Raw genomic sequence first — 17,472 nt, 5'->3', positions numbered from 1 at the left:
TGACAGGCAGAAAGAGGGCCCCGACCGGGTTCAGGTCCGCAAGGTCTCTTTGCGCGATGCCCCGGTCTATGGCCTGCCCGAGCGTCCGGCGGCGGAGCAGCGCGAGCACGCGGGCGCTCAAGAATCCCTCTTTCGCCGGGACGGTCAACGGGATTTGCTGAAGTAGGCGATAAGCCGGTCGAGCGTCTCCAACTGGCCCCGAGGGTTGCCGGTGAGAGCCTGGAGGCGGTCCACCACGACGACGCGCTCCCGCCGCACCCGGCCGGGAGCAAGAGCAACCCGGTGGCCCCGATCAGGAACTCGCGGCGCGTGACGTTGTCTATCTCGGGCAAGGGCGGTAAGATTTGCGCCCGTTCGGTGGTTCTCGTCATGATCCTCCTCGCTTTTCTTGTTGGCCGGCCTTGCACAAAGGGTTGGGCACACTCACATAGATGTCTCCTTTTCCGGGGTCGAGGCGCATGCGGGTGAGCGCCTTGTGCGGGATTTCGGGGGCGTAGAGCACTCTCCTGTCGGAGAGGGTGTTCGGGGCGCTCCCCGGGCGGGACGCCAGGATCTGGAAGACCTCCTCGCACGCCCGGCGGACCTCGCGCCACAGCTCGCGCTCCGGGACGCCGAAGCCTTTTGACGCCTGCAGGACGACCTCTCCGAGGTGGTTCTGGAAGACGGTGTAGAGGACCTTGCGGCGCATCTCGCCCACGCTGTCGGCGAGGGTGAGAGAGCCGGGCGCGAGATTGGCCTCTATCCCGCTCCGCTCTAGCCGGCCGGCGTGGATCCTCGCCCCGCCCCAGTCGCGGAAGAGCAGCTTCGCCGGACGGCCCTGCCGGAAGACGGGGACGCAGTTCTGCAAATGCCCTTCGAGGCCGACGCCGTAGACGCTCATGAGGGTGAGGAAGCCGGGGACGGCGATGCCGGCGTACTCGCCGACGAAGGAGACGGCTGCCTCTTGGAGGGACGCCGAGCCGGTGGCGCAGGCGTGCGCCTCGACCAGCTCGGCGAGGACCGTCTTCCCCGTCACGGGAGACTCCGCGTAGAGGGCGCATCCGGCGACGGGGAGGTCCCCGGGCTCGAGGTGGCTATCCACACCCTCCCGCAGCACCGCGGAGAGAGAGCGGCGCTTCTCTCCGGTATCCCCGGCGAAGTGGACTCCGGCGAGCTCGCTTACCGGGACGAAGGTCCGCGCGAGGTCCGGCTCGCGGGCCATTATCTCCCGGAGGATGCGGGTGATCTCCGGGGCATTGAGAGCGGTCTGGGGGGAGATCGAGCGCACCGTAGAGGTCATCTGGCTGCTGACGGCGACCTTGACGGCGAGCCTCGCGCCCTCCGGCACGACCGTCCTGAACGAGGCCGTCGCACGGGCGGGCACGCAGACCCCCCGCACCGGCACTACCTCCTGCCGGGCGACCTCCCCGGCATAGACCTCAGGCAGCACCCGCTCGTACTGCCAGGGATGCACCGGGACGAGCGCGTAGTCCTCTGCCCGCAGCCCGGCCTCAGCGAGCTCCGCCGCCGCCCGCTCCCGCACGCCCGGAAGCCGCGCGCCCAGCACCTCCTCGAAGCCCTCGCCGCTCACGCTCGCCGAGCGGAGGCGGTCGCGGTGGACGGCTACGAAGCGCAGCGGAGCCTCGCCGTCCAACTCCGGGGAGTGGCGGAGTACGGCGCGGGGCTCCATCCCGAGCTTCGTCTTCGCGGACGGGTGGAGGTTGTGGCCTTCCGCGCCCAGCCGCTCGAAGAAGAGCCCGGCGGGCAGCTCCTCCAGCGCTGCGAGCTCCAGGGAGTCCCCGGCCCCCAGCCCCGCCGCCCGCTCGCGCAAACGTTCGCCCACCTGCCCGGCGTAGGCGCGGGCGAGGGCGAGGTTGGCGGCGGCGTTGGAAAGCTCCCGCTCCAGGCCGTCCCACGCCAGAGACGCTTCTCCCGCTTCCCTGAGAGCGGAGATGAGCTCCGTAGCGGATCCGGCCGGCCGCGCGGCCTCTCCCGCGACGAGCCACACCTCCCCGACCTCGAAGCGCCGGAAGGCGCGGACCGTTTTTACGCCGAACACGAGCCGTTCTGCCGGGAGCGACACCGACGCCAGCTCCCCGTCCAACCGGAGCCGGGAATGAAGCCCGCAGAGGTCCTCGCGCAGGGCGGACTCCAGGAGGCGCCGCATTACGGCCCGCCGCGCTCCGCCGAGGGCCTCCCGGAACGCTCCCGCGAGCTCCGGCCGCTCCTCCTCCAGGAAGCGCAGCACCCGGGCTTCCGGGGTCTCCCGCAGGCGGCTGCCGGCGACCGGAGGGCTCATCTCCTCCCTTCCACGATTGCCAGGGGGTTGGGGACCTCCGCGTAGACGTAGTCCGTCACGTTCCCGAGGAGGCGCATGGTGGCGAGGGCCTTGAGGGGCATCTTCGGGGCGAAGAGCGCGCGCTCGTCCGCCCGAGCTGCCGGATCCCGCCGCAACCCGGCGTAGACCTCGCGGCAGACTCTGGCGGCCACGCTCCAGTAGCGAGCCTCGCCGGCGTCGAGGGTGCGGGAGAGGCCGGCGGCGAGCTCTCCGAGGTGGTTCAGGAAGAGCGGGTAGAAGACCTTGGCCCGCAGGTCTCTCTCGTCCCGGGCCGCCACGTCGGAGCCGGGGTAGAGGCTCGCGCCGAGCCCCCGCGCCCGGAGCCGGCCGCGCAACACCCGCACGCCGCCGAAGTCGCGGACGAGCATCCGGACGGGGACGCCCTCGCGGAAGACGGGGAGGCAGTTCTGCAGGTGGCCCTCCAGCCCGATCCCGTACCGGCTCATGAGCGTGAGGAAGCCGGGCAGAGCAACCGCGCAGTAGCGCCGGAAGAAGCGCTCGGCTGCCTCCTCTATACAACGGAGCCCCATCGTGTGGGCGAACTCCTCTACGACCTCGGCGAGCACGGGGCCTCCGGCCGGGGACTCGGCGAGCAGGGCCGCCGCGGGCATCGCGAGCTCGCCGGAGCGCAGGCGGGACCAGGGGTCTTCGCGCAGGATCGCCGCGAGGTTCTTCGCCAGCAACGGCCGGTCCTCGTTCGTCTCCGCCGGGGGGTCGTAGTACGCTCCGGCCCGCTCCTCCAGGACGGCGAAGCGCTCCCCGAACCCCTCCCGCCGCCGCACCTCGCGCAGCACCCGCGTCAGCTCCGCGGCGTTCTCCACCGAGCCCCGCGAGACGGTGCGGACGGCGTTCGTCAGCCGGAGGTCCACGGCGGTCTTTACGTGGTGCCCGCCGCCGGCCGGAGCCAGGGAGCGGAAGGACATCAGGGGCCGGGCCGGGATGCGGGCCTCCGGGACCGGCACGACCTCCCCGCGCGCTTGTGCCCCAGAGTAGAGGCGGGGCAGGGTGTTCTCCAGCTGCCAGGGATGGAGGGGGATCGGGACGTAGCGGGCGGGGTCCAGGCCACGCTCCCGCAGCGCCGCTTCGAAGGCGCGCCCGGCTCCCGGGTGCTCCCCCAAGAGTATCTCCCGCAAGCTCCCATCGCAGGAGACCTCCCGGCAGACGTCTTCGCGCACCGCCGCGAGCGCGAGGTCCACGACAACGCCCCACTCCGGCGAGTAGCGGACGGCCTCCGCCGCTGCGAGGCCGGCCTTGAGCTTCGCGCAGGGGTGCAGCGGGTGCCCCTCCGAGACGAGCTGCTCGAAGAAGGCCAGCGGGCTGAAGCCCTCGATCTCTCCGGCGAGAGCTCGTGCCAGCGCGAGCGAGGAGCCGGCCCCGAGACCCCTCGCCGTTGCCGCTAGCTCGCGCTGCCGCCTCCGGGCTCCGACCAGGGAGAGCGCGTGGTTGGCGACGCCGTTCTCCAGCTCGGAGCGGAAGCGGGTGGGGTCGGCGCCCTCCGGCAGCAACGCCTCCTCCGCGAAGACCTCCAGCAGGCGCGAAGGACTCTCGACGCGCTCTACGCCACCGGCTCCTGCGAGCAGGGCCTCGCCTCCGGCCGGGTCGAAGCGCCCGGAGAGGTAGCGCCGCGAGCAGGGGTGGCGGAGGGTCCTGCCGCCAGGAAGGGGGAGAATCATTTCGCCGTCCCGCCACGAACCCCCTTCGGCCACGCCGCCGATGTTCTCCATCAGGAAGCCCTGGAGCAGGCGGTGGAGCGCGGCCCGTCGGGCCCGCGGGAGGTTCGCGAGCCAGGGCTCGGCGAGGTCCGGGCGGGAGGAGCGCAGTCCGTTGAGGAAACGGGTCTCTGCGGCGGAGAGCCGGACGGGCGGGGCTGTTTCGGGCTCCTGAAGCATCTCGGGCTCTCCCGGAGCTCACCCTTCTCGGGTGAGGTGTTCCTCGATAACGTCGAGGGCGAGGTGGGCGGAGCGCAGGCCACCGGAATTCATCCACTGCGCCACGCCGGCCCGGTGCGCCTCGCCGTTGCGGAGGGCGGGGATCTGCCGCAACAGGGGGTTATCCGGCACGCTCTCGGCGGCTGCGACCGGGAACTCCCGGCGCGGCGCGCCGTCCACTTCCGGTAGGGACGGGAAACCCGGCGGCTCGTCTATAGTCTGCGTCACGGCGTGAATCCTTTCCCGAAGAGGTTCGCCGGTCTCTTGCTGGATCGCCCCTGGGGAGGCGATCCAGCTCCCTCCGGCCATTGTGGTCGTGCTGGGCACCGTTGCTCCCGTCTCCGGCGAGCGCCCTCTCTAGGAGATCTTCTCCAGGCGTTCGACCCGGTATTGGGTCACCTCGTCCAGCGGCCCGGCCCCGGAGCTGGCGAGGGTCAGGACGCTGCCGGCGGCTCGTATGTCAGCTTCGTAGGCGCCGGGCTCGCCGGTGGCGGCGGTGAAGTCTATGCGCACGGTCGCGGCGGTCTCCTCGTCGTCTACCTCCAGGAGCTTCCCGCGCTTGGCGTATCGCGTCCACCGCCAGCCTTCGCGGATCAGGATCTCGCGCTCGGCGATCTGCTCGAACTTGCTCCCGAGCCCGGCCCAGCCGCGGTAGAAGCGCCCGGCCTCCGCGAACTCGCCGGTGCGCCGGACTATGTTCTCCAGCGCGTCTTCCTCGACGTGACCCCAGTAGCGGCCTTCCGGGAAGTCCATGAGCGTCGGGGCGAAGCGGTGGCCGCCGAGGTGGCTGGAGCGCCAGACCCGCAGCTCGTCCGAGGCGTAGCCGCGCTTCAGCTCCCGGTAGACGGGATAGCCGAACCTGCCGCAGCAGACGTCCCGGCTGCCGTGGGTACAGACGACGAGGTCCCGGACGCTGGCGGTGTCCCGCCGGTACTCCTCGAAGCGGGCCAGCTCTCCGGGCCGCTCGAAGTACGACTTCAGGAAGGGGACCAGCTCTGCCGCCGGCACCACGAACTCTTCCTTCTCGTACGCGGCGAAAGCCTCGGCTGGCCGCCGCCAGTAGAAGACGCGGGTGTGGTCCGGGACGGAGTGCTCCTCGTCGGGCAGGAGTGCGGCGAACTTCCCGAGGTGTCCCGCGTCCCAGACGCGCCGCACCACGTCCCACAGGCCCGCCGGGAAGTGCTTCGAGTCGGCCACGTCCTCTCGCCAGGGCGGCGGGACCTCGACCATCAGGCAGCCGTCGAACGGGGTGGCCGAGCCGATGGGATCGTCGCCGTTGTTGCGCGAGATCACGGAGCAGAGCTGGTTCTTCGGGTAAGCCACCCTAGCCTACCTTCTGGGGAGCGGCGGAACTGAGGCCGTGCGGGATGCAGAGTGGAGCACCGGTGCGCGGGTCGGGGACTATGTCCGCCTCCACGTTGAAGACCTCGCGCAGCACGTCGGGCGTAACCACCGCGGCCGGGGAGCCGGAGGTGAAGACCCGGCCGGCCGCGATGGCGACGATGTGGTGCGCGTAGCGCGCGGCGTGGTTGAGGTCGTGGACGACCATGAGGATGGTCCGGTCCTCCTCGGCGTTCAGGCGTTCGAGCAGGTGCAGGACCTCCAGCTGGTGCGCCATGTCCAGGAAGGTGGTCGGCTCGTCCAGCAGCAAGATCTCGGTATCCTGGGCGAGGGCCATCGCGATCCAGGCCCGCTGCCGCTGCCCGCCGGAGAGGGTATCCAGAGGCCGGTCGGCGAAGGCGGTCATGCCCGTGATCTTTAGGGCCCTGGCCGAGATGCGCTCGTCCTCCCTGCTCCACTGCTGGAACCAGCTCTGGTGCGGGTAGCGCCCCTGGGCGACGAGCTCGCGCACGGTCAGGCCCTCCGGGGCGACCGGCCCCTGCGAGAGGATGCCGAGCCTCTTTGCAACCTCTTTGGTGGGCATCTTCGCTATGGCCTCCCCGTCGAGGTAGACCGAGCCGCCCTTGGGTTTGAGCAGCCGGGCCATGCCCTTGAGCAGGGTGGACTTGCCGCACCCGTTCGGGCCGACGATAGCCGTGATCCTGCCGGGCGGGATCTCGAGCGAGAGCTCCCTTATGACCCTCTCGCCGTCGTAGGAGAGGCTGAGATCTTCCGTCTTGAGCGTCGCCAAGGATAGAACCTCCTTACAGGTTGCGGCTCCGGTAGAGCAGGTAGAGAAAGTACGGCGCACCTATCGCCGAGGTGATGAGGCCGCAGGGTATCTCGATCGGGGAGAAGGCCGCCCGGCCGACGAGGTCCGCCAGTACCACCAGCATCCCGCCCGTCATCGCGGCGACCGGGATCAGGCCCTCGTGCGAGGGACCGACCAGCCGCCGGGCGATGTGCGGGGCCATAAGGCCCACGAAGCCTATGGCCCCGGCCGTGGCGACCGCGGCTCCGGCCAGCGCCACGCAGACGACGATGAGGGAGAGCCGCTGGAGCTCCACCCGGCCGCCCAGGCTCCGGGCCACGTCGTCGCCCAGGTTGAGCGCGTTCAGCTGCCGGGCGCCGGCGAAGGCCAGCGGCAGGAAGAGCGCGAGCCAGGGCAGCAGCGCGAACAGCTCCGCCCACCCCCGGGCGTAGACGCTGCCGGAGAGCCAGACCAGCGCCTGCTGGACGGCGTAGATCTCCCCGAAGGTGATCATGATCGTCGTCAGCGCCGTGGCCATAGCCGCAAACCCTATCCCCACCAGGATCAGCCGTATCGGCGACGCCCCGCCGCCCTTCCAGGAGATGAGATACACCAGGGTAGCGACCACCAGCGCCCCCCCGAACGCTGCGAACGGCAGGTAGGCCACCGAGACCGCCGGCAGCGCCACGATGAGCGTCACCGCAGCGAGCCCCGCCCCGGCGTTGACGCCCACGATCTCCGGCGCGGCGAGCGGGTTGCGCGTTATCCCCTGCAGGATGGCTCCCGCCACCGCCAGCGCCACCCCGACCGCAAACGCAACCAGCACCCTTGGCAGCCTCAAAGTGTTCACGATGAAGCCGTAGTTGCCGTCCCCGGCCTCTATGCCCAGGACCGTGCGCACCACGTCCGGCGGCGAGATGGGATACTCGCCGTACCCCACGTTCAGGACCATCCCGGCCAGCGTGACCAGCGTGAGCGCCAGCAGCACCGCCGGCACCCGGGCCCCCAGCCGGAAGGAGACGGGTAGCCCCGGCGGCCGCACGACGATCCAGCGCCTCACCGCTTCACCTTCCAGCGCGCCAGGTAGATAAAGAACGGGGCCCCGAGCAGCGCGATCATCACCCCTACCGGCAGCTCCTGCGGCCGCAGCACGAGCCGGGCGGCCACGTCGGAGAGAACGAGCAGCATCGCCCCGCAGATCGCCGAGTAAGGCAGTATCCACCGGTAGTCTGCCCCCGCGAAGAAGCGCACGACGTGCGGGATCACGAGCCCTACGAAACCTATGGGACCGGCGGCCGCAACCGCCCCGCCCGCCAGCAGCACCACCGCCAGCGCGGCCAGGGCCTTGACCCAACCCGTCCGCTGCCCGAGCCCCCGCGCTATGTCCTCGCCGAGGTTGAGCGTCGTGATCTGGCGCCCCAGCGAGAGCGCCACCACCAGCCCCACCCCCATGTACGGCAGGAGCCGCAGGAAGAGCTCCAGATCCCGCCCGGCCACCGATCCGGCGAGCCAGAAGCGTACCTCCTCCAGCGTCCGCTCGTTGAGGATGAGTATCGCGGTGGTCAGCGACGAGAACAACGCCGTCAGCGCCGCCCCGGCCACCGTGAGCTTGAGCGGCGTCATCCCTCCGCGCCCGAGCGATCCAAGCCCGTACACCACCACCGCCGTGACGGCGGCGCCAAGAAACGCGAACAGCGCGTACACGCCGATCGAACCGATCCCGAACAGGAACACCCCGGCCACCACCGCCAGCGCCGCCCCGGCGTTTATCCCCAGTATCCCAGGATCGGCCAGCGGATTGCGCGTCAACCCCTGCATGATCGCCCCCGCTACCGCCAGCGCCGCCCCCACACACGCCGCTATCAGTGCCCGCGGTACCCGGATGGTCTGTACTATGAGGTGGCCGGTGGACCGGTCGTCGAAGTCCGTGAACGCCCTGATCACCTCCGCCGTGGAGATCTCCGCCGCCCCGAACCGCACACTCAACACCAGACACCCCCCCAGAGCCACAACCCCCACCGGCAGCCCCAGCAACCTCCCGTAACCCGAGCGCCACACCCTCACACCCAAACCCCCAGCCGCCCCTTGACGGCTCCCGCTCGAACCGTTATCTTGCCTCTCGCGCTGATAATGGTTGTCAATAGCCGGATCACCGTTGTAAAGATAGCATGATCCTGCGGGCCGGCTCAATCGTTCTAGAGAGGCGGAGGGAGATGAGGAGAAGGATCTTCGTGGTTCTGCTGGCGGCGGCGCTACTAGCTGCCTGTGGCGGGGCCGGGGATACGGGTGGAGGCGGTTCCGGGGAAGCCCGCACCGTTCAGCACGCGATGGGCGAGACCGAGGTTCCGGAGCGGCCGGAGCGGGTAGTGGTGTTGGACACGGGTGAGCTGGACAGTGCGATCACGCTCGGCGTAACGCCGGTCGGGGCCGTCGAGGCGGTCGAGGGGCTTGGCTATCCGTCTTATCTGGATGAGCACACGCAAGGTGTGGAGAACGTGGGCACCATCGAGGAGCCCAACTTGGAGCGGATAGCTGCGCTGGAGCCCGACCTTATACTCTCCAGTAAGCTGCGGCATGAGGCGATCTACGACGAACTCTCGCAGATAGCGCCCACCGTCTTCACCGAGACCACCGGCGTGACCTGGAAGGAGAACTTCGAGGTGCACGCCGAGGCTCTGGGCCGGGAGGAGGAAGCGGAACGGGTTGTATCGGAGTATGAGGCGCGCATGCGGGAGTTCCGGGAAGCTCTCGGCGAAGACCCGCCCGAGGTCTCGGTCGTCCGCTTCCTGCCGGGAGACACCCGCATCTACCAGAAGGAGTCCTTCATCGGCACGGTGCTCGAAGACGCCGGGCTGCCGCGTCCTGAGGCGCAGGACGTCGAGGACTTCGCGATGCTCAACGTCAGCCGCGAGGCGATCCCGGAGATGGGCGGGGACGTGATCTTCTACACCGTCTACGGCCCCGAGGACGAGACCACACTCGACGAAATCACCTCCGATCCGCTCTGGCGGCAGCTCGAAGCCGTGCGGGAGGGCCGGGCCTACCGGGTCTCCGACGACCTCTGGATGCTCGGCATCGGCTACACCGCTGCCAACGGCGTCATAGACGACCTGGAGAGGTACATCCTTGAGGGTTAGAACTTCCGGCCTGGGAGGAAGCAGGAGCTCGAAGCTGCGTCCGAGCCGGCGGGAATTTCTCATCGGAGCCGGCAGCCTGCTGCTGATAGGTACCGCCGGATGCGGTGTCACCGGCCGGGATACCGGCGACACCGCATCCGGCACCCGCACCGTCGAACACAAGTACGGCGCGACCGAGGTTCCCGCCGAGCCCCGGCGCGTGCTCTCTTTAGGCTACCAGGAGCACGACGCCATCTTCGCGCTCGGGGTCGAACCCATTGCGGTCCGCTACTGGTTCGGCGATGAGGACGACGTCATCTTCCCCTGGGCCGAGGACGAGGCGGGGGACGCCGATCCCGAGATCCTCAACATGCCCTTCGGGGAGCTGAACTTCGAGCGGATCGCCGCGCTGGAACCCGATCTCATACTGGGCATCTACTCGGGGATAACCGAAGACGAGTACGAGACGCTCTCCGAGATAGCACCCACCGTGGCCCAGCCCGGGGATTACATAGACTTCGGGGTGCCGTGGCGGGAGCACACGCTCCTCGTCGGGCGCGCGCTCGGCCGCGAGGAACGCGCCGCGGAGCTGGTAGAAGAGGTCGAGCGGCGCTTTCAGGCCGTCAGGGAGGAGCATCCGGAGTTCGAGGGAGCAACCGTCGCGGTTGCAACCTACGCGGGCGGCGGCGAGATCAGCTTCTTCGCCTCCCAGGATATCCGGGCGCGTTTCTTCACCGACCTCGGCTTCACGATCCCCGGGGAACTGGACGAGATAGCCGGGGATCAGTTCTTCGGGACGATCAGCGGCGAGCGGCTGGACCTGCTCGACCGCGACGTGCTGGTCTGGAACCAGCTCTCGCTAACCGAAGGGGGCCGGGAGGCGATAGAGTCCGACCCGCTCATCCGGCGGCTCACTGCCGCTCGGGAGGGGCGCATGGTCTTCGTCGAAGGCGTGCTCGACGACGCGCTGCAGTTCAACACCGTGCTCAGCCTCCCGTTCCTGCTGGAGAGGATAACGCCGATGCTCGCCGCCGCAATAGACGGCGATCCCGAAACGGAAGTGCCGCCGGCCTCGTGACTCCATACCGGTGATTAACCGCTCCGCTTGAGCTTGCCGGTGCGCTTAGCGTAGCGCTCGCCGAGGTGGAAGACCCACAAGCCGAGCGGCACGAAGACCGCGCCCATGAGAAGCAGCGGCCAGATGGCGTCCCGGAGGCTGCCGAGCGGCGCGCCGTCGAGCAGCGCGGACCGGATGCCGTCCAGAGCGTAGGTGACGGGCGAGAACTGCGCCATCCACTGCATCCAGCCCGGCAGCACCGAGACGTCGTAGTAGACGCCGGAGATCAGGAGCAGGATGGCGGAGATGATGTAGGTGACCTGCTGGCCTTTCTCCGGGGAGAGCAGCGGCATGACGGCGGCCACGATCCCGAAGCCCACGAGCGAGACGCTGCATATGGCGAGCACAACGAGCGCGCTCAGGTAGTTGGCGTTCGAGAGTTCGAGGTCGAAGAAGAGCATCGCGACCCCGAGCACCACCGCCGTGCGCAGGATGCCGTAGACGATGGCGTAGACCCCCATCCCCAGCAGGTGGGTGGCGCGGCTGGCCGGGCTCATGAAGGTGTACTCCATCGTCCCCTCCCAGCGCTCCCAGCTCACCGTCTCCGAGATGACGTCGAAGATCATGGACAGGTAGCTCCAGATGAGTGCCCCGATGAGCAGGAACGTCATCAGGCGGGCGGTATCTATGCCCCCGCCGCCCTCCAGCGTCTCCACCCCCGCGCCGATGAAGGTGATCGCCAGAGCGTTCATCAGGGTGTAGACGAGCCACACCAGCTCCCACATCCAGTAGCGCCGGGTCAGGTAGTAGTTGCGCTGCACGTAGCCCCAGACGGCGATAAGCTCCGTCATCCACCGGGGTCTTCTCGACAGGGCCGGCTGCATCTCATTCCTCCTCTGCTGCGGCTTCTTCGACCGAGTAGCCGGTTGCGGCCATGAAAACCTCTTCGAGATCCGGGATGCGCCCGTCGGCCGCGTAGCGCTCCTTGAGCGCCCGCGGCTCGTCCAGCGCGAGTATCCGGCCATCCACCATGATCCCGACCCGGTCGCACAGCTCCTCGGCCTCACGCATGTCATGGGTGCACAGGAGGATCGAAGCGTCATGCCGCTCGCGGATCCGGCGGATGAAAGCCTGCACCTCGCGCTTGCTGCGCGGGTCGAGCCCCGTGGTCGGCTCGTCCAGGAGCATGAGCATTGGGCTGGTCAGAAGCGCCCGGGCCAGCGCTACCTTCTGCTGCATGCCCCGCGAGAGGTGTTCCATGGGCTCCTGAGCCCGCTTGTAGTCGAAGCCGATGTGCTCCAGGATCTCCCGGATGCGCTCCCGCGCCTCCCGGTCGGTGACGCCGTAGAGCTTGGCTCCATAGAGCAGGTTCTCCAGCGCCGAGAGCTTCTTGAAGAAGCTGGCCTCCACGCTGACCCGGTTCATGTTGCGCTGCACCACCTTGGGGTGCGCAACGGCGTCCACCCCGAAGACATGCACCTCTCCGGAGTCGGGGATAACCAGCGTGGAGATCACGCGCACCAGCGTGCTCTTCCCGCTCCCGTTCGGTCCCAGGATGCCGACCACCTCGCCCCGCCGGATGGTGAGCGAGATGTCGTCGAGCGCGTCCACCCATACCCCGCGGCGCTTCTTGAAGCGTTTGCGCACGTTTCTGAGTTCCAGAGCATTCATCTTAAGACCTCCTCTACTCCGGAGCGGCGCTCCCGCAACCCCGGTGCGGGAGTGCCACCCCGACAACACGGACGATCGTCCGGTCTTCGCTCCGGGCCGGAGCTCAACGGCGGGCACCCTCCCCGCGCATCATCCGCTCCCAGACGGCGCGCCAGGCTTCGTCCGGCTCGACGGCGAACGCCATGTCGAAGAACCTGCGCGCCGCCCGGGCGCGCCACGATGGCCTGCGTTTGGCCCGGCGCGCCATCCGGCACTGCTCGGCGAATCGCTGCCGCTCGGCCATGTACTGCCGGGCGAACTCGTGCATAAAATCGTCTCTGAACATCATCGCGGCTTCCCTTTCTTACAGGTTCGTGCAAATCCGGAACGGTGCCCCGGGAAGCCGGGCGGGAGAGCCCTGGTCTGGGCGCACAGAGCTCCGGCCCCCGGACCCGACGTCCGGGAGCCTCCTCAGGATCTGGATCAGACGCTACTCAACGGGGAGGCTTCGAGGACATCGGGACGCACTCCGCCCCGAGCGCAGGCGCAGTGCCCGCTCGCGGCGTGGCGAGAAAGACGCGGATCTTATTCATCTGTCGCGCCTCCCTTCTGTCCTCGAACTACGTACGGTTCTCACACTACTCCCACACGGAGCGCGTGTCAACACATTTCTTACGAATTTTTGAAGTTTTGTTAACCAGCCAGCTCGCTCGTGATCTCGATGCTGCCTCTTACCGACCGGGCTACCGGGCACGAGTCGGCGTAGACCCGCAGTACGCGCTCTATCCTTTCGCGGTCTTCTTCGGCGGCGGTGAGGTGGAAGGTCTGCTTTATTCGCTTGAGGACCAGAACCTTCCCCTCTTCCTCCACCTCGCCCACCGTGTCGGCGTAGAGGCCGGTAAAAGAAATCTGGCGCGCTGCCAGCGCGCCCGCGAAGGTGCCGAGCAGTCAGCCGCCGGCGGCGGCCACCACGTAGTCCAGCGTCGTGGCGTGCGGCTCTTCGGCATCCGGCGAGACGCCGTAGTGCTCGGCCACCGCCCCGTGAACTCCGAAGAGCACCGGCTCGGGCTCGGCGGGGAGGTGGGCCTGCCGGAGCTTGCCTTTCACCCGCTCCACCCTCACCCGCGACACGTACGCCACCTCGCCCATGCGGAATCCCTCCTTCTCCGGTTGTTGCCGGACCAGTATAGCGCACCGGACTACTGAGCTATCTGACCCGCTCGCCCCTTACCCAGGCCGCCTCGACGTCCATTCCCGGCGAGAGCGCGACCACGTCGGCGTCGTAACCGGGGGCCAGGCGCCCCTTGCGCTCGCCCTCCCCGATGAGGCGGGCGGGGGTAGCCGCGGCCATGCGCGCGGCCTCGGGCACCGTGCAGCCGGTGAAGGCGAGCGTGTTCTTCAGGGCCTCGTTCATGGTGAGGACGCTGCCGGCGATCTCGCCGCTCTTCAGCCGCGGGACGCCCCCTTCGAGATAGACCCGCTGACCGGCCAGCGCGTACTCGCCCGGCCCCATCCCGGCCGCGGCTATGGCGTCGGTGGTGAGGTAGATGCGGTCCGGCCCCAGGAGCCTGAAGGCGAGGCTCACCACCTCGGGGTGCACGTGCCGGCCATCGGAGATCAGACCGCATACCGCCCGCGGGTGAGCGAATGCCGCTCCCGGAACGCCCGGCTCCCGGTGATGCAGCGGGCTCATGGCGTTGAAGAGGTGCGTAACCCCGGAGACCCCGAAATCCAGCGAGCGGTAGGCGACCTCGAAGCCCGCGGCCGTATGACCGGCGGAGACGACAACACCCCGCCGTCCGGCGGCGGCTACGAGCTCGAACGCACCCTCCAGCTCCGGAGCCAGGGTGAGCATGCGCACGGGAGCCATCTGCAGCAGCTCCTCCAGCAGTCCCGGGTCCGGGCGGACTATGTTCTCCGGGGGGTGTGCCCCGCGCTTTTCGGGGTTCAGGAAAGGCCCCTCCAGGTGCAACCCGAGTACCTCCGCCCCTTCACGGAACCGCTCATCCAGAGCGGGGAGGAGGCCGGAGTACCCGTCGCGGCCCATGGAGATCACGGTCGGCAGGTACGAGGTGATGCCGGTAGCCGTCAGCCGCTGGCCGAGCTCGGGAAGCAGCTCCGGCTGCGTGGCCACGTCCACTCCGAAGGAGCCGTTGACCTGTAGATCCACGAACCCCGGCATCAGATAGCTGCGGTGGAACTCGTGCACCTCGTCCGCCTCCACCGGCTCCCGGAAGACGCCCGAGATCGCAGCCCCCTCGATGAGGACCGAGCCCCCCTCCCAGATCTCGTAGTCGGTCACGACGTTTCCCACGAGGGCAACGGTGCTCACCGCGCCTCCCCGGTATCGGGATGATGCTGCACCATAGAAGCGGGCACCTCCTCCGTCAACGCTCCGTTTACACGATCCATATTCTCTTACCCCCGGAGTGCGCGTGCAGCCTCACCGCAGCGCCATGCGGCGGAAGGTGTGGCGGCGGCCCCGAATCGCCAGCGAGGCGGCAAGTATGTTCAGCGGATCCGCGATGCCGGAGACACCGGCGTCTCCCAGATGCAGCACATCCGCCCCGCAGCGCTTGGCAGCGAGGGCCAGCTGCCGGACCGTCTCCGCATCGGCCCCCTCCTGAGAGGTCCCGACGGCAGCGACGGCGAGCGCGCCCATCCCGTGAGCCGCGTCCACGAGCCCGGCGATGCGCGCCTCCAGACTGCCGGGCACGGTGCCGGGGGCCGGGAGGAGAACGGCGTCTGCAAGAGCGGCGATCTGCTCAACCTCTTCCGGGTCCGGCAGCCCGCGGCCGCCGCTGCCGTGCATCCTGCCCGCGAAGACGGGTGTGCCTGGGACCTCCGCCCGGACCGTCTCGACCGCCGCCGCGATCTCCCGGGCTCCCACCCGGGCGTCCGGGTTGGCGGTGACGCAGAAGAAGTCCGCATCTGCCAGCCGCCGGAGGTTCTCCCGGCTCGCCCGGCGATGCTCCGGCACGGAGTCCGAGGGCTCCACGTTCACCCCCACCGGACGGCCGAGCCGCCGCCGGTGCTCTGTGATCCCGTCTCCGGCATACATGTTCAGCAGGACGAGGTCGGCCCCGAAGGCCGCTGCGACCTCCGTGTTGGAGACGCCGTCCGCGAGCGGGGCCGCCGGAGACAGGACCTCGCAGAGGATCGTGCGCCCCTCGGCCCTGCGGATGGACTCGAGCAGCTCCTCCCCGCTCATGCGCTCGAAGTCGCGCCGGCCGCAGTCCAGGATGCGCTTCAACTCTTTACGCGAAAGAGCGTGTCGCCCGCGCTTACCTTGCCGTCTGCCGGAGCGCTCACCGGGAACTCGTCGGAGTTGCTGACCACGACCGGCGTCACGACCTCGTATCCGGCATCTCTTATCGTGTCGAGATCGAAGCGCACGATGGGCTGCCCGGCCCGCACCCGGTCGCCCTCGGCGGCGATCCTCTCGAACCCCTTGCCGCGCAGCTCGATGGTGTCGAGGCCGAGGTGCACGATCAGCTCCACCCCCTCGTCGGAGACGATGCCGAAGGCGTGCCCGCCTTCGAACAGCTTGACCAGCTCCCCGGAGACCGGGGCCACCGCCTCTCCGCCCGCTTCGGGCACTATCGCGACGCCGTCCCCGGCCATGCCCCCGGCGAAGACCTCGTCCGAAACCTCGCTCAAGGGGACCACCCGGCCCGAGATGGGAGCCTTTACCTCCACCTACCCACCGCCTTTCAGCATCCTGTTCATGCGGGCCGCGATCCGGTCGGACTGCGTGCCCATCACCACCTGTACGATCTTGCCGCGCCGGATCACCCCGGAGGCGCCGAGCTCCTTGAGGCGCGGCTCGTCTATCCTGCCGGAGTCCCCGACGAAGAGCCGCAGGCGCGTTATGCAACCCTCGACGCTCTCGATGTTCTCCCGGCCGCCCAGCGCCTGGATCACGTTCTCGGCCAGCACGTCGTCTTTGTCGCGCCCGGCGGGGGCAGGCTCCGCCTCCCGCTGCCCCGGAGCGGGACCGCGCTGGGACTCCGGCAGGATCCAGTCCGCCCCCAGCCCGGTAGAGCCCTTGCCGCGGCCCGGAGTGGCCAGGTCGAACCGCTTGATGAAGAAGCTGAAGATCGCGTAGTAGAGCACGAAGTACACCGCACCCATCACCGGTACCAGCAGCGGATTCTGGGTATTCGGAGCCCGGAAGTTCAGTACGTAGTCTATGGCCCCGGCCGAGAACCCGAAGCCGATGTGGATCTCCAGCAGCGTGGCTATCGCCAGCGAGGTGCCGGTCAGCACCGCGTGCACCAGGTAGAGCAGGGGCGCAACAAAGAGGAAGGCGAACTCTATGGGCTCGGTGATCCCGGTCAGAAACGAGGCGAAGGCCGCCGAGCCCAGGATGCCGAACGCCACCTTCGGGTACTCGGCGTGCCGGATCATGGCCACACACGCCCCCACCAGCCCGAACATCATGATCGGGAAGAACCCGGCCATGAAGATGCCGGCGGTCGGGTCCCCGGCGAAGTACCGGGTGAGGTCGCCGTGCACGACCCCCTCCGGACCCTCGTAGGTCCCGAGCTGGAACCATACGTAGCTGTTCAGGACGTGGTGCAGCCCCACCGGGATCAGAAGCCGGTTGAAGAACCCGTAGAGCCCGGTCCCCAGAGCGCCGAGCCCCACGATGGCCTCGCCCATCGCGTTGACGCCGACCTGGATGGTCGGCCAAACCAGCCCGAAGAAGCCGCCGAGTATGAGAGCGGCGAACGCCGTGATAATCGGGACGAACCGCCGCCCGCCGAAGAACGCCAGATAGTCCGGCAGCCGGATGTCCTGGTAGCGCCGGTAGAGCCCGGCCGCCACGAGCCCGATGATGATGCCCGAGAGCACCCCCATGTCTATGGTCGGGTCGGGCTCACCGTCTACCTGCGGGATCAGGGTGTTGAACACTTGGTCGAAGACCAGGAACCCCACCAGCCCCGCAAGCCCCGCTGCCCCCGCGCCACCGGTAAGACCGACCGCGATGCCGAGCGCGAAGAGCAGCGCCAGATTGGCGAAGAGCGCATCGCCCGCCGCCGCCATCCACGGCAGATCCAGCAGCTCCGGCTGCCCCAGCCGCAACAACAAGGCCGCCGCCGGCAGCACCGCGATGGGAAGCATCAGCGCCCGGCCGATGCTCTGCAGCGGCCCGAGGATCCTGCTCCAGATCCCGCCGGAATCAGTGGTGGCACCCGCCATGGAAAGACCCCTTTCTCCCCGTATTCCTGCCCGAGAGAATCCTCCCGGCTCTCTGGTATAGACATTAT

General features: G+C 68.9%; 18 protein-coding genes. 2 read left to right on the top strand and 16 right to left on the bottom strand.

The features are described from left to right. Positions 1-367: 367 nt before the first annotated feature. From E0L93_RS15285 to E0L93_RS15255, 7 genes are all read right to left on the bottom strand, one after another. Positions 368-2,278 (bottom strand): IucA/IucC family protein, encoded by a 1,911-nt coding sequence (locus tag E0L93_RS15285; RefSeq protein WP_132692950.1) that lies wholly within the window; start codon positions 2,276-2,278, stop codon positions 368-370. Beyond that, entirely contained in the window at positions 2,275-4,206 is a 1,932-nt protein-coding gene (locus tag E0L93_RS15280) for an IucA/IucC family protein (RefSeq protein ID WP_132692949.1), read from the bottom strand. The genes E0L93_RS15285 and E0L93_RS15280 overlap by 4 nt, the downstream gene beginning before the upstream one ends. Positions 4,207-4,224: 18 nt before the next feature. Beyond that, positions 4,225-4,473: a hypothetical protein gene (locus E0L93_RS15275; RefSeq protein WP_132692948.1), complete on the bottom strand. Its 249-nt coding sequence runs from the start codon at positions 4,471-4,473 to the stop codon at positions 4,225-4,227. Positions 4,474-4,602: 129 nt separating this feature from the next. Beyond that, positions 4,603-5,568, bottom strand: a complete 966-nt coding sequence (locus tag E0L93_RS15270; protein ID WP_132692947.1) for a sucrase ferredoxin — start codon at positions 5,566-5,568, stop codon at positions 4,603-4,605. Between the two features lies 1 nt (position 5,569). Then, on the bottom strand, positions 5,570-6,376 hold the full coding sequence (locus E0L93_RS15265) for an ABC transporter ATP-binding protein (protein WP_132692946.1): 807 nt from the start codon (positions 6,374-6,376) through the stop codon (positions 5,570-5,572). A 13-nt stretch (positions 6,377-6,389) separates the two neighbouring features. Beyond that, positions 6,390-7,436 (bottom strand): FecCD family ABC transporter permease, encoded by a 1,047-nt coding sequence (locus E0L93_RS15260; RefSeq protein ID WP_132692945.1) that lies wholly within the window; start codon positions 7,434-7,436, stop codon positions 6,390-6,392. Next, on the bottom strand, positions 7,433-8,446 hold the full coding sequence (locus tag E0L93_RS15255; protein ID WP_165874415.1) for a FecCD family ABC transporter permease: 1,014 nt from the start codon (positions 8,444-8,446) through the stop codon (positions 7,433-7,435). The genes E0L93_RS15260 and E0L93_RS15255 overlap by 4 nt, the downstream gene beginning before the upstream one ends. A 143-nt stretch (positions 8,447-8,589) precedes the next feature. Between E0L93_RS15255 and E0L93_RS15250 the strand changes: the two genes are divergently transcribed. Both E0L93_RS15250 and E0L93_RS15245 read left to right on the top strand, forming a co-directional pair. Then, the gene (locus tag E0L93_RS15250; RefSeq protein WP_132692944.1) at positions 8,590-9,513 is read left to right on the top strand and encodes an ABC transporter substrate-binding protein; all 924 of its coding nucleotides are present in this window, start codon (positions 8,590-8,592) and stop codon (positions 9,511-9,513) included. Beyond that, positions 9,503-10,570 (top strand): iron-siderophore ABC transporter substrate-binding protein, encoded by a 1,068-nt coding sequence (locus E0L93_RS15245; RefSeq protein WP_132692943.1) that lies wholly within the window; start codon positions 9,503-9,505, stop codon positions 10,568-10,570. Before E0L93_RS15250 ends, E0L93_RS15245 begins: the two co-directional genes overlap by 11 nt. Positions 10,571-10,584: 14 nt before the next feature. Here E0L93_RS15245 and E0L93_RS15240 read toward each other — a convergent pair whose 3' ends face one another. The 9 genes from E0L93_RS15240 to nagE form a co-directional block, all read right to left on the bottom strand. Next, on the bottom strand, positions 10,585-11,400 hold the full coding sequence (locus E0L93_RS15240) for an ABC transporter permease (RefSeq protein WP_243638268.1): 816 nt from the start codon (positions 11,398-11,400) through the stop codon (positions 10,585-10,587). Between the two features lie 34 nt (positions 11,401-11,434). Then, positions 11,435-12,220, bottom strand: coding sequence for an ABC transporter ATP-binding protein (locus E0L93_RS15235; protein ID WP_132692941.1), 786 nt, complete (start codon positions 12,218-12,220; stop codon positions 11,435-11,437). Between the two features lie 103 nt (positions 12,221-12,323). Next, positions 12,324-12,548: a hypothetical protein gene (locus tag E0L93_RS15230; RefSeq protein WP_132692940.1), complete on the bottom strand. Its 225-nt coding sequence runs from the start codon at positions 12,546-12,548 to the stop codon at positions 12,324-12,326. A 344-nt stretch (positions 12,549-12,892) separates the two neighbouring features. Continuing rightward, positions 12,893-13,147 (bottom strand): OsmC family protein, encoded by a 255-nt coding sequence (locus E0L93_RS15225; protein WP_132692939.1) that lies wholly within the window; start codon positions 13,145-13,147, stop codon positions 12,893-12,895. Further along, entirely contained in the window at positions 13,148-13,348 is a 201-nt protein-coding gene (locus E0L93_RS15220) for a hypothetical protein (RefSeq protein WP_132692938.1), read from the bottom strand. Between the two features lie 58 nt (positions 13,349-13,406). After that, positions 13,407-14,531 carry an N-acetylglucosamine-6-phosphate deacetylase gene (gene nagA, locus E0L93_RS15215; RefSeq protein WP_132692937.1) on the bottom strand — a complete coding sequence of 375 codons (1,125 nt, stop codon included), beginning with the start codon at positions 14,529-14,531 and terminating at the stop codon, positions 13,407-13,409. A 111-nt stretch (positions 14,532-14,642) separates the two neighbouring features. Then, on the bottom strand, positions 14,643-15,452 hold the full coding sequence (locus E0L93_RS15210; protein ID WP_132692936.1) for a DUF7916 family protein: 810 nt from the start codon (positions 15,450-15,452) through the stop codon (positions 14,643-14,645). Continuing rightward, the gene (locus tag E0L93_RS15205) at positions 15,449-15,898 is read right to left on the bottom strand and encodes a PTS sugar transporter subunit IIA (protein WP_132692935.1); all 450 of its coding nucleotides are present in this window, start codon (positions 15,896-15,898) and stop codon (positions 15,449-15,451) included. Before E0L93_RS15205 ends, E0L93_RS15210 begins: the two co-directional genes overlap by 4 nt. Continuing rightward, a complete protein-coding gene (nagE, locus tag E0L93_RS15200; protein WP_207890547.1) occupies positions 15,899-17,404 on the bottom strand; it encodes an N-acetylglucosamine-specific PTS transporter subunit IIBC in 1,506 nt (501 codons plus the stop codon). Positions 17,405-17,472: the final 68 nt, after the last annotated feature.

The sequence above is a fragment of the Rubrobacter taiwanensis genome (assembly GCF_004337705.1).
Lineage (GTDB): Bacteria > Actinomycetota > Rubrobacteria > Rubrobacterales > Rubrobacteraceae > Rubrobacter_C > Rubrobacter_C taiwanensis.
Note: the sequence above shows the minus strand (reverse complement) of the source record. Positions and strands in the feature narration are given on the sequence as shown.